General features: G+C 51.7%; 9 protein-coding genes. 1 reads left to right on the top strand and 8 read right to left on the bottom strand.

Annotated elements, in window-relative coordinates:
* Positions 1-2 precede the first annotated feature (2 nt).
* From MKZ32_RS05295 to MKZ32_RS05260, 8 genes are all read right to left on the bottom strand, one after another.
* A complete protein-coding gene (locus MKZ32_RS05295) occupies positions 3-1,457 on the bottom strand; it encodes a DUF3375 domain-containing protein (RefSeq protein WP_239796305.1) in 1,455 nt (484 codons plus the stop codon).
* Positions 1,458-1,508: 51 nt separating this feature from the next.
* Entirely contained in the window at positions 1,509-4,199 is a 2,691-nt protein-coding gene (locus MKZ32_RS05290) for a DEAD/DEAH box helicase (protein WP_239796304.1), read from the bottom strand.
* Positions 4,196-5,215 (bottom strand): virulence RhuM family protein, encoded by a 1,020-nt coding sequence (locus MKZ32_RS05285; protein WP_239796303.1) that lies wholly within the window; start codon positions 5,213-5,215, stop codon positions 4,196-4,198. Before MKZ32_RS05285 ends, MKZ32_RS05290 begins: the two co-directional genes overlap by 4 nt.
* A complete protein-coding gene (locus tag MKZ32_RS05280; RefSeq protein WP_239796302.1) occupies positions 5,212-6,990 on the bottom strand; it encodes a site-specific DNA-methyltransferase in 1,779 nt (592 codons plus the stop codon). Before MKZ32_RS05280 ends, MKZ32_RS05285 begins: the two co-directional genes overlap by 4 nt.
* Complete coding sequence (locus tag MKZ32_RS05275; RefSeq protein ID WP_239796301.1) at positions 6,987-8,279, bottom strand: hypothetical protein; 1,293 nt, start codon at positions 8,277-8,279, stop codon at positions 6,987-6,989. Before MKZ32_RS05275 ends, MKZ32_RS05280 begins: the two co-directional genes overlap by 4 nt.
* A 253-nt stretch (positions 8,280-8,532) precedes the next feature.
* Entirely contained in the window at positions 8,533-8,856 is a 324-nt protein-coding gene (locus MKZ32_RS05270) for a helix-turn-helix domain-containing protein (RefSeq protein ID WP_239796300.1), read from the bottom strand.
* A complete protein-coding gene (locus tag MKZ32_RS05265) occupies positions 8,834-9,223 on the bottom strand; it encodes a type II toxin-antitoxin system RelE/ParE family toxin (RefSeq protein ID WP_239796299.1) in 390 nt (129 codons plus the stop codon). The genes MKZ32_RS05270 and MKZ32_RS05265 overlap by 23 nt, the downstream gene beginning before the upstream one ends.
* 141 nt (positions 9,224-9,364) lie before the next feature.
* Positions 9,365-10,663, bottom strand: coding sequence for a DUF2130 domain-containing protein (locus MKZ32_RS05260; RefSeq protein WP_239796298.1), 1,299 nt, complete (start codon positions 10,661-10,663; stop codon positions 9,365-9,367).
* Between the two features lie 581 nt (positions 10,664-11,244).
* Here MKZ32_RS05260 and MKZ32_RS05255 point away from each other — a divergent pair.
* Entirely contained in the window at positions 11,245-13,290 is a 2,046-nt protein-coding gene (locus MKZ32_RS05255; RefSeq protein ID WP_239796297.1) for an amylo-alpha-1,6-glucosidase, read from the top strand.

Raw genomic sequence — 13,290 nt, 5'->3', positions numbered from 1 at the left:
GCTCATCTCACAAAAATCACGCGCGGCAAACGTGCCCGTTTCACTTGTTCTTGGCCATCCAATTCTTCTCTGCGCCAGAAAATTTCATCGGTCACCTCTTCGTCCACCACAGCCTTGAAAGTGTCACCCGCAAGCTGGAGGTATGCCACCAGTTCTGCCAGTCCGCGTTGTAGCGGCTGCATTTCGCACAGCTCACGCAACGTGACTTGCGAGCGATCCTGCAAAGCATGTCGGATATGTCTAACCAGTTGCGCCTTATCGATAACGACTTGCGAGTACAAAGCTCCTGCATCTATTTCGACATCACCCTCTTCCAGCACGATATCGGCGATTTGTGGTTTGATGGAAGGTGTGTGTAGTGGTCGTTCCATCGGTAACTCGATATCAGCAGCCGTATCTGCAATATCCGTCATCACACCTGACGGCTGAGATTCGCGCACTGCTAACGCTTTAGTTTCGATACCGTGCAGAATATCCATGATGCGGCGGTTTTCCAACCAAGCCTGGTCGTCAAGAAACCGCCGCAACTGTTGCGAAAGTTGGGCGACGGTCCGCTGTGTATGTTCTCCAGCCTCCAGCCAATCATAATGTACACGACGTGTTCGGCTGTCAGGCTTGAGTTCAATGACAGGTGGCAAGGCCAACACGCGCTCAAGCAATACCGACAGTTCCTCCTGCCGTCGACTGGACATCAAAAAATCCCAGAATGCGCGAAAGCTGCGTCCCTGATCCGAGTCGGAAATTGCATCCCGCTCGCCCATGATTTCTTCCAGTAGCGCTCCTTTAGAGCCTTGCCACAGTGCGATGCGCTCCCGCACGCGTCGATCCAAACCACGAAAGTTATGCTCTACCTCACGAAAATCGCTTAGCAGCTCCCGCGCCAATTGCGTGAATTGCTGGAAGCGGTCTTTCAATGCGGTGTTATCTAACAGCGGAATGTCACCCGATAATATTTGTTCGATTTCCCTATCAATTTCATCACGCCGTTTGTGTAATTCAGCAACACGCGTTTGAGGATCAGTTTCAGATCCTTCACTCATCTGCTTAAGCAACTCGAACAGCGTAAGCAAGCGGGACTCAGTACCAACAAAGCTGCGCTGGGTGAGCGTTGCAAGCCAAGTAATCGCTTTTTCTGTCGGTGGGGAAAGATCGAAATGCGGTTCATCCGACCCTTGAACATAGAATTTGCGCAACCACCCCTTCTCAGTGCTTGCCCAGTCGTTGAGGTATTCAAGTGCAGACTTGGGAAAAGCATCTAAGCCTAGACTCTCGCGCAAGGCAAACAGTTCGTCTTCGAGTGATTCTGCCAAATCAGCTTGCGCCATAACGCGCACATTCGGCACGATAAACACTCGCTGCAAAAAACTCGCTACCAGTGGTGCGTGATCCGAGCGCAACAAACGCCACGCTGGATGGCTCTGGCGCAATAGATCAAGAGTGGCAAAATCGAAATTCATTGAAAATACAATTCACGTTTTAAGCAACTGCCATCATCAACTTCGCAAGTCCTAATAGCATCCAAACTGTCCTGCCAATCCATCCAGCATCATATTCACCGCAATCGCAGTATGCGGGATCAGCACATAGCGCCAAGGTTTGCCACCATTGGCTGCCGCGTAGTCCGAAGCATTCTTGCACCACTTGATTGCCGCTTCCTTCTTGGCTAGAACAGTGGCATCTTCCATCTGGTTGCTGGCCTTCGGCTCCAGCATGTAGATCGCATTTTTCGTCTCGGCCACGAAATCAGGCTGATATTCCAGATGGTTTGCGCCCTGCTTGTAGAAAAGCTGAAACTGTCCCTTGCCAGGTTTGAACCACTTGTCGGCATCGCGATCAAGGATAACCGCCAACACGCGCTCCGCTTCCGAGTCAAACTTCTGCACCGGGTACAAGCAACGCCTGAAACCGCCGAACACATACTTCGACATATTGCTCTTATCTGCAGGCGAAACCCGGTAATCAGCGGACGGCTCATTAACAGCATAGGTGTAGGCACTGGGTTTAAATTCCGTGAATCCTTTACTCACTACCACTTCGTAATCAACGGAATCTTCCCAGCTATGCTCCTGCATTTGTGCATGGATAAACTGCGCAATCGGTCTCTGGTAGCAACGCAACACCTTGCGCGCGTCATCCTCGGATAAGTATGAGCAAAAATGCTTAATGGTTTGCGATGCTAATTCATAAAGAAGATCAGCCTGATCGTCATAAGAAACATCGTCGAAGTCCACCAGACCACTGACGACATAATCTTCCATATTCTTTTCTTCAATACCGCCATTACCTAACGTCACCACTTCAAGCTGGCTTGTGCGCAGGTGTTGGATCCATAGCTCCTCTGAGACAGCTGGATACTTCAGCGCCTCCAGCTTCAGTATGAACGGTTTGAATCCGGCTTTCACCTCGCCCTTGGGCACAACCAGAATCCGTGGAATATCTATTGTCTGTTGCGTCACCAACTCCACCGTTTTTGCCACAATGGCGACGAAATCCGGTTGCTCGGTCACACCTTCCAACTCCATCTGCGCAGGCCGATGCTGCTCTTGCACAGCCTTGACGATGGCCGCCTGAATCTCCGGGTTTTTCAAGTGAGCCAGCGTTGGCACAGTCGTCGGCTGATTCTCCAGTTTGCGAATCACTTCATAAGCGATTTGTGCGACCTTCTGCTCTTCCGGCCTGATGAAGATGAGCTGTACATCCTGCCCTGCCATCTGCGTGCTGCCAGTCGCATCGGCTGGTTTCAACCCCAGCTTGGTGGCGAGTTGCGATTGCGAAACGATGGTCGCCGTTTTTTGCCCGAAGACATCGTCATCTAGTATCACCTCCTTCAGGTGAATGGCAGAACCAGGTCGGTTCGCCTCATTGATGATTTCCTGAAACTTGTCATGCGCGATAATGTTTAATCTGTCTACCGCCGTCACGCCGGTGCGTTTGCCATATGGCAAGCGCAGGCCGCGCCCGATGGATTGCTCGATCAGGATGCGCGCATTGGCCGCACGCAATGGCACGATGGTGTAAAGGTTAGTCACATCCCAACCTTCTTTCAGCATGTTGACGTGGATCACGATCTCCGTTGGCTCATCGGTATGTTCTACTTTCAGCAGCCGTGCGATCATCTCCTCCTCTTCCGCACCGGTACGGCTCGAATCCACCTGTATGACCTTGTCCTTGTAACGCCCCTCGAAAAACCCATCCGACTGGATCAAGGCCAGCAATTGCCCGGCATGGGTCGTATCGCGGGCGATCACCAGCAGGAAAGGTTTAACGATGGGATTACTGGTTTCGCGGGCATAAGTTTCCAGCTCCACCTTCACACTCTCGTGCAGGCGCACACCGTCTTCCAGTTTCATGCGCTCGATCTCTTCAGGCGACATCCCCGCCGGATTGAAATTCTTGCGCGTTACCACGGCTGGCTCTTTCACAAAGCCATCCGCCATCGCTTTGCCCAACGGGTAATCAAAAATGACGTTCTTGAACTGCACCGACCCCTTAGCGATTTCCACGAACGGAGTAGCCGTCAGCTCCAGCCCCAGGATTGGCTTCAGCTCGTTGATCGCCTTGATTCCGGCACTGGCGCGGTAACGATGCGATTCATCCATCAGTAGCACTAGATCGGGCAACCCGGCCAGATAATCGAAGTAACTCTCGCCGATATATTCCGACAGCCGCTTGATGCGCGGAGCTTTGCCGCCGCGCACCTCGGAATTTATTTTTGAGATATTGAAAATATTGATCCGCACCCCGCCGAACAATGTGCCGCTGGCCGGGTCGTGCTGGTCGTAGTTATCGCCAGTGATGATGGAAGGCGCATCAATGGCGAATTCCGAGATGCCCTTGAACACATACTTAGGATGCGTGCGGTCGCTGAAATCTGTGATCAGCTTGTTATAGATCGTCAGGTTCGGTGCCAACACGAAAAAATTATTGATGCCGTGCGCCAGATGCAGGTAGCTGATGAACGCCCCCATCAGCCGCGTCTTACCCACACCCGTAGCCAACGCAAAGCACAGCGACGGGAAGTCGCGCTCGAAGTCGGTCACCGATGGAAATTCGCTGCGGATAATCTCCAGCGCGGCAGCAACGTCCGCCCCTTTTTTGGGTGGAATGATTTCAGTTATACGATCCAGAATCTCCAACGAGTGGCGTTGCGGAGCACGCAAGCTCAAGCGCCCGGCAATAGCATTAACGTGGCGGTTCATGGCTTCTCCTCGCCCTTCAAGTAGCGCGCCAACTTCAAGTCGAAATCGGACTGGTAGTCCAAATCTTGTTGCACGCGAAATTTGTCATATTCGACATGAGCCTTGGTACGCGCCATCTCCTGCGAAATTTTTCCGGCGTTCTCCAGCACCTGCTGATCGGTGAAATTCAAGAAACGCTCTACCCACTCCAGCCAGTTTTTCATGGTCATGACCTGGCGATTCAGCGCACGCACTTCGGCAAAGTCTATAAACAGGGAAACCAGCCGGTTCAGCTTATCAAGCTCAGACTGGTTCAGATAATTCTTGGCGATGGTGACATCGCCCTTGAGGATTTTCCCGGGCGGGGCATTCTTCCAGGTCGTCAGGCCCATGAAGGGCTTGTTCGCATCGGCACGGCTGTGCACAATCTCGGCAGCGGTTTTCCCCGTGCTGGCGAAATGCAGCTTGTTCTGCACCATCTGGAAGAACAACTGCGTCTCCTCGCTGTTGCCCTGATAGTCGCTGCTGCACTGCTCGAACACATCGGCTATCTTCTGGTAAGCGCGGCGTTCGCTGGCGCGAATCTCGCGGATGCGCTCCAGCAGTTCGTCGAAGTAATCCTGACCAAAGGCGCGCCCGTTCTTGAGCATCTCATCATTGAGAGCGAAGCCCTTGACCATGTATTCGCGCAGGGTCTGCGTCGCCCAGATGCGGAAATGCGTGGCCTTGATCGAATTCACTCGATAACCCACTGCAATCACGGCGTCAAGATTGTAGAAACGGGTGGCGTAGGTCTTGCCGTCGGCCGCAGTTGTTTCCAAAATGGAAACAACTGCATCTTCCACCAACTCGCCTGTGGTAAAAATGTTCTTCAAATGTTTATTCACGGCTGGCGTTTTCACCCCGAACAGCTCCGCTATCGTCTTCTGGGTCAGCCAGAAATTATCGTTGGCAAACCAGACATCCACCGTGACCTTGCCATCCCCGGTGGTATAAAGAATGACAGGGCTGGTCATGCGGGTAGTCAGTTCACTCATACCTCGCCCTCCTCGAACAATCCACCCTGTGCCACATTCACCCCGCGCATCCTTGCTCCATTAACCGTTCGCCCTGAGCCTGTCGAAGGGATTTGTGGTGGCGCCTTCGGCAAATTCTCAACCTGCAACGAATAATCATCATGCCCCCACTCGCAGCGCGACAGCACCTGTTTTGGAATTTTCTTCACGGTGAGATTCGGGTAATCGCCACGCCCACGGAAAGCGGTGCATAACACCAACAGACTGCGCTCCGCCCCCACCTCATCAGAAACCTGCTGCAACTGCTCGTGGTTCAGGTTCGCCGTGGTGACGTAGATAAAATCCTGCTCGGTGGAATGCCCGTGCATCCAGTAATGCGCATCGCTGGGTGCATAGGTGAAGCCTTCCAGCTTGCACAAGGCTTGCGCCAGCATCTCCGCGTTATATTCCTTATTGATGACCCACTGCCCATAAGTATCCTGCCGCAACAGGCTGGGCGCGAGTCTGTAATAGCGGAAGCCGCCACCCCCTTGCCAGTTCACCGCCTTGCTGGTACCACCTTGGTCTTCACCGTCGATCACTTTTTGCAAACGCGGGATGATGTGCGTATGGCAATGCTCGCCCAACTCGATCATGATCCAGCGGCGACCCATTTTATGGGCGACTGCGCCTGTGGTGCCGGAACCAGAAAAAGAATCGAGGACAATATCGCCTGGCTTTGTCACAAGGTCAAAGCATCGCTTGATCAGTGCTTCCGGTTTCTTCCCTTTCGGGAACTCGACTCCGCCTTCATTGTGCAAGTTGTTAGACAGAATATCGTCCCACAAGCTCGTGAGGGGCTCGCCGGCCACGTACTCGCCGTCAATCAGTTTTAGCTTGTCGGAATAAAAGAGGATGCGCTGACCTCCGATAAAATACATATCGGAATATCCATCTCGTCCCAGTTTCATCACAACATCAGGGGCAGCTCTTGACGCATCAATCATCTCGCGTGCGGCACTGCTTACAGCAGAGTAATCTGGCCTCGCGAGCTGGATAACCCGCCCAGCGTTCCGCAAGACGAAGCTCGCAATTTTTTCTTCATACTCATCCCCCAAGCTTTTCTTGAGGCCTCGCTCTGGCAAGCTAAGGCTCGCGGCGAAGGCACTGGCGAGCGTCGTAAATCGCCAGCCCTCAAAAGAATCCTCGTAGTTTTCGATGTACTGCCCGTACCGCTTGTCTCGCTCAGCGCGAGCGGTAAACACACGGTTCGGTGCCCACACAGATTTATTTTTTGCGTAGATGAGAATGTAATTCGTGGTACTCACGACACCGGGATTAATCGACTTGTGCCCTGTCGCAGAACCCTGCTTGAATGTCACCACAGATACTCTATTTGTCCGACCGAAAATCTCATCTAGCAGAACAATCAAATATCCGAGTTCGTTATCGTCGATGTGGACAAAGAGCGTTCCCTCGTCAGCCATTAACCTACGAATTATTTCAAGCCGATCTCTAACCAAGCCAAGCCACAAAGAGTGCTCAATCCCATCGTCATAATGTTCGAATGCCTGCTGTGTATTAAATGGCGGGTCTATGTAAACGCACTTCACTTTCCCCGAAAACTCCGCCTCCAAAGCCTTCAACGCCAACAAGTTGTCGCCGAAGATGAGCTGATTGTCAAAGATGTCGTTATCCGCCACCCGATGCTTCGCGTGATAACTCTTTGCCGGGTCTTCCAGCAAAATGCGCGGCTCCAACTTGGGCCGGTTTTCCTTACCCATCCAGGTGAGTTCGAGTTTTTGTTTCTTAGTCATTTCTGTTCCGATGGTGGTTTCTTCGTTGCGCGAGCTTCGCGTAACGCTTGTGCTGCCAACTTGCCTTCGAGTTCTTTCACTCGTCCTTCAAGGGCTTTTGCAGTCTTATTCTGATTTATGGCAACCTCATTTGCCAAACTGACTTGTTCCATTAGCAACGCTTTTGTTGCTTGCTGTTCGCGGTCATTGTTCCGATTGGTGTAGTAATCTTGAGTAACAGCAACAACCGAAAATAAAACAGAAAAAAAGATTCCGCGCACAACCCACTTAAGACTCGTTGTTGCCGATGCTTCGTCCTGTTGCCATTTTTTTGTAAATTTTTCAAGCCCATCTTGAATATGCTTATTGGTCTTTTCATGCTTATCTGAAAGATCAGATAGACCTGAGAGAATGGCTTCATTGGTTTTTCCATGAAGCTCCGCGATGCCTTGGGCTATCTCAAGAACTTCGTCAATTTTAGTATCCAAGGAAGTTAGTGTCCTTGCACTTCTAGCCATCGGGCTGTTTTCCACTGATCTGTGGAGTGATTCTGAAATATCGTGTCTTGGCAGAGTCGGTGAAAAATCTGGTATGGCCGAGCGATTGATTCCAGCTAATTGTTCTATATTCAGCCCACAGATTGAAGATTTAAACTTCTCCTCATCTGCATTTGCCTTCATTGCTGCCTGAAGTCCGGGCATCGACTTTAGTAGCTTCTCTTCCGGGGATATGGCCCTCTCATATTGTTTGGCAATTTCGTATTGCTTGGCAATTTCACTAGCGCCAGAATAAGCCTTTAATTGCTCTGCAATTAAAGCGCTTTCCGCCATCAAGCGCCGTGTGCTTTCTGAAAATAATGAGTTGCCGAGATTCAGTGACTTATTGATAGAGTCGGAAAGCTTCTTGAGTTCTTCGCGAAGTTTTTCAGCGAGCAACTTTATCGAGGACACATCTCCACAATCTGTTGACCAGCCCTGTCGATCATTAAATGCCTGTGCGAAAGCATGTATGTCTGCATCTGGAACCTGAGCAAGCTCTGCACTATTCAGCAATCTTTCCTCTTCGCCTTCAGCCGTTCCGGGGAAATAAATCACTGCACCGAATAGTGTGCGTGCTATATCCATATTTGATGCGCTTTTTTCTCGATCAAGTAATTTTGCAAGCTTCCGCATCACTCCTAGAGTCAATCTATCTACCAGCACATTTCCAAGCGACGATACTTTAGTCGGCTCTTTCTTGAGGATTAACGAACGTAGAGACTTTTTAGGCTTCTGATCGCCATCTAAATTTTCATCAGGTCGGTCGGTCATGACTTGTTCCTTGAGAGAATCGGAGGCTCGTATTTTTCGATCCAGTTGAATTCGAGTTTTCGTTTGCTCATAAAATTACTGCGCCATTTTTCAGTCACATAAAAAGCATTTGAATTATATGTGTTTTTTTAGATATGCCGTTTTCGAGTCAAGTAAAAATCCTAGCCCCAATAAGGCAGATATTAAGTGAATTTAGACGACTTCGAATGTGGGTCTTTACGTTTGATGCGCCCGCTATCCACGGCATCCCGAATTAAAGAACAGCTTCCAGCCCTTTGCGCTCCAAGAGATTGAGCAACTTCAGTGACGGCCCACTCGGATGCTTCTCGCCGATTTCCCATTTACGCACTGTCGATAGGCTGGTGTTCAACACTGCGGCAAGCACCGATTGGCTTAACTGTAGATGGTCGCGTAGCGCGCGGATTTTCTCGCTGTCGTAGGCTGGTATCGGGTCAAGACACAGCACGTCGAACTTGCGCATTTTGCGTTTGTCGATAAAACCCAGACGGCTCAGATCACTGGCCGTCTCATGCACGGCTTCTAAAACTAGGCTTTTAGTTTTGGTTTTTTTGGTCATGGCAAATCTCCTGTAACGCACCTGCTTCAACTGCCTCATCAAGCTGCCGGCCTGTTCTGACCAGCAACTGTTCAGCGATGTCCCGCAACGCCTCCAGTTCATCGTCCGCGATGTTGGCGCGCTCATTTTTCTCAAACCCGAAGACGAAGAACCACCTGTTTCCCTTGTTGGTCGCAACCAGTGTTCTGGCGCCGCCACGCTTGCCCCGGCCTGCAAGCCCGATGCGTTTCTTTACAACACCGCCACCGAGGTCGGCATCGATCAGCCCCTGAACCATTTCTTCCACCGCATTTAATAACGCGCTGTCCGTTAACTCTGTTTTTCGCATCCAGCGACTGAAATGGCGGGTTTTGAAAACTCGTTTCATTTGTTAATTGTGCCACTTAGTGGCATAGTTGTCCATTGGTTCTCGCGGGCGAAAACATCAAGCAAAACATCGGTGCAGTTTTGCGAGGATCGCCGTTCAGGACGATAGTCTTATTGCTGCTGTTGTCGAAACCTGTTGTCATCATTCCGCCGCATTCCTATTGTTCGCAACCGGGGCATCCAATGCCTGAAGGCTCAACCCCTCAATCTCCTGCAACGATTTCCCCGCAATCCCCTGCAAGTCACCATACATTCCCACCGTCGCCCCCATCACGCGCTCAATTTGCTCTTCGCGCTTGGCCCATTGTTTCATGATGACTTTTCTTTCCTTGTCGAGGTCTTCCTGCATGGTGGAAAAGGCTTCAACGATGGCTTCAACGCGCTGGCGGAAACGCGGGCCGGTAAGGTACTGGTAGACCATTTCGGTCTTGGTCTGTTGACCTTCAGTGGACTGCCGCGCAAGAGCAAGCTCCAGCAATGACTGCCGCAAAACCATCGCCACCGGCAATGCGGCGCGCGGATGCGTTACCCAGACGCCGTCTACCATTTCGAAGGTTTCAACACCTTTTGGCAAAATCTGGCTCACGATCACGGCGATTTCTGCCTTCGCGGTGCGCTGGTCTCCGCGAAGCTTTATCAGCCAGGCATCGCTCCAGTTTTTGGTGCGCTTGAACTCCCACAAAATAGTGCCGCCGGAGTGGCCGCCGGCTCCGACAACACGGTGCAGCACATCCCCGCCATATTCCCCCTTTGGTACTGGCTCGATGGCATCGAAAGGAAATTTGGTGCGCAACAGGTTTTCAAGCTCCAGTTCCTGGACTTCGCCCTGCAATTGTTGTGATCCTTGCTCGGCCCGGCGCTTGAGATCTTCAATCTGTTTTTGCATCGCAGTAATGGTCTGCTCTTTCTCCATTACCTTGAGCTTCTGTTCGTCCTCGGCTTCTTTTTTGGCTTGCGTGCGGACGTGGGTCAATCCATCCTGCACCCGCTTTTCTACCGTGAGTTCCAGTTCGCGCTTGGCATCATCGAGTTCACGCTGTTTCTTGATGAGCTCGGCTTGCGCCTTCTGTGCCTCGGCCAGTTTTTCATTGTTTGTTTTAAGCACCTCTTGCAATTCGAACAGCTCGCGTGCCTTGTTATCAAGTTCGACGGCACTGGCAAGTTTAGCTTTCTTGGATTCCTCGGCAATAACGCGAGTGCGTTCTGCTTTTAACTGTGTCGCAACTTGATCAGCCACCTGATCGTCGAGTTTTCGCTTGTCTTCTGCAAGCTGCTTTTCTTTGTCGCGCATCGCCTGTTCGCGCTGTGCGATGTCATTGTCCTTCTGCGCCAGTTGTTGCTCAAATTGCTTACGTGTAGCCGCGATCAAAGGTGCTGCCAGCGATTCGGTGAGTTTGATCTCAGTTTTGCAACTTGGACAGGTAATGGTAGGTTCGGTCATGCTTCGCCCTTTCTGGATTTGTTCGTCATTTCGTCAATAAACCACCTGCTTCACTGCCCGCTGTCCTGAGCGTGAGGTAACTGGCGAGGTGATAGAGACGTTACCTCGACATCGCGCCGGCCTCATTTGCAGTTATCCTCATGCTAAATTGATTTGTAGTGTTTGTTTAGCTGCTTACACACGCGTTGGAGTGTATGTCAATATCGACATGCTTGCGAGGTGCGATCGTATGAGCATTATTGGTAGCGGGTAAGCTGCGACTGAGTTTTCGCGTGGCATGACTACCGCTGTTCGCCGCTTTGCTCGGCGGGCTACTGATAGGCAACAGCGTGCATCGTCTATGACCGCAATATCGGCGTAATTCGCTCTGGCGTTTCTTCTCCTACCCAGCACGACTGGCTTTAAATCATCGCCGCATTGCCGGCCAATTGGCTGAACATGCGCCTGTGTTTTTGTTTTCGCGTCAAGTAACTATCCCATTGCGATATCGTCCTGTAAAGTTTCACTGTCTTGGCAGACTAGTCTCTGTATTCAAAAATTTGACTTAGCCGATCCGGCCTGTTTTGCAGAGGAGTTAAAAATTGATCCAATCAATTTCCATTAAAGCGATGGACGAGACAATATTTCAATTGGGACGGGGCGTTTGTGGAAATTTTGAACGGGCAGTCGAGCGCGAATGGCTGGTCACCAACGGCATGGGAGGATACGCTTCCGGCACGGTAGGCGATCTGAATACGCGCCGCTACCATGGTCTGCTCATGGCCGCGTTGTCACCTCCCGCGGGACGCACCTTGCTGGTAGCAAAAGTGGATGCGACGGTGCGTTATGGAGGCAAAACCTATCATCTTTCCTGCAACGAGTTCGTTGACGGTACGGTAACGCCGCACGGATATCTTCACCTCGAGTCTTTTTTTCTGGATGGCACTGTCCCGGTGTGGCATTACGCACTGGCAGACGCATTGATCGAAAAACGTGTGCTGATGGCACCTGGGCAAAACACCACCTATCTGCATTTTCGTGTGTTGCGAGCGAGCGATACGCTCGAACTCGAACTGATGCCACTATGCACATACCGGGATTACCACAGCCACAGCCATGGTGGTTGGGATATGGATATCCACGGGATAACGAATGGCTTCGAAGTGCATGCATTCCAGGGCGCGCGTCCCTACCGCGTTATCTGCGATGGCGCCAGGTTTATTGCTGACCCCGCCTGGTACTGGAATTTCAAACACCGAATGGAGACCATGCGCGGACTGGACGATAGCGAAGATCTATTTTGTCCCGGTCGTCTTACCCTAGCCCTTGATGATGGGCAGGATGCGACCTTGGTGATCTCCACCGAATCGGCTTCACCGGAAAATTTTGCTGTTGTCAGTGCGCGAATTCACGAATCCTCGCAAGCGTTGTTTGCCGCGCTTCCCTCTGATGCGCCACGCTGGATAAGACAGATGGCATTGGCCACCGACCAATTTATTGTCGGTCGTTACCGTGATGGCCATCCGGCGGGCAAAACCGTTATCGCCGGTTATCCTTGGTTCGGCGATTGGGGTCGTGACACCATGATCGCATTGCCCGGTCTGACCCTGGCGTTACAGCGTTTTGATATGGCCGCCAGCATCTTGCGCACGTTTGCCGCGCACATCAGCGAGGGCATGTTGCCAAATCGCTTTCCCGACCATGACGAAACGCCAGAGTACAACGCGGTCGATGCAACGTTGTGGTATTTCCACGCAGTGGATCAATACACTAGGCGCAGCGGCGGCATCGCACTGGCAAAAGAACTCTATCCGGTACTCGTCGATATCATCGACTATCATCACAAAGGCACACGCTATGGCATCAAGGTCGATATCCGAGATGGCTTGCTGGCTGCTGGCGAGGATGGTACGCAATTGACCTGGATGGATGTCAAGATCGGTGATTGGGTAGTGACGCCGCGCATCGGCAAGCCTGTCGAAGTGAATGCGCTTTGGTACAACGCGTTGGCTATCATGGCCGCTTTGAGCAAGCAGCTGGGCAAGATAAAATCGGCTGACGAATATCGTGAAGCGGCGGCGCACGTGCGTTCAAGCTTCCAGCGTTTCTGGAATGGCGAACAAGGCTATTTGTATGATGTGATCGATGGACCGGAAGGCATGCCTGATTCTAATGGACGAAAGTATGACTCGCGCCTGCGCCCCAACCAAATACTCGCGGTAGCGTTGCCCAATAGTCCGTTGGACGAGGACCAACAAAAGGCAGTCGTGGATGTCTGCGCACGCGAGTTGTTGACCTCTCATGGCTTGCGCAGCTTGGCGCGCAATCAACCTGGTTACGTTGCTTATTATCGGGGCAATCCCGTACAACGCGATGCAGCTTATCACCAAGGTACCGTTTGGGCCTGGCTCATCGGGCCGTTCGTGGATGCGCACTATCGTGTTTACCAAGATGCGGACAAAGCGCGTTCTTTTCTTGAGCCGCTCGGGCTGCACCTTGGCGAGGCATGTATCGGCAATGTCAGCGAGATATTCGATGCCGAACCACCATTTACACCGCGCGGTTGCTTTGCCCAGGCATGGAGTGTTGCGGAAGTGCTGCGCGCATGGCTGGATTTACATAACGCCTCAATTGGAAAAAGGAAATGA

It is taken from the genome of Candidatus Nitrotoga arctica, from assembly GCF_918378365.1.
In the GTDB taxonomy this organism is placed as follows: domain Bacteria; phylum Pseudomonadota; class Gammaproteobacteria; order Burkholderiales; family Gallionellaceae; genus Nitrotoga; species Nitrotoga arctica.
Note: the sequence above shows the minus strand (reverse complement) of the source record. Positions and strands in the feature narration are given on the sequence as shown.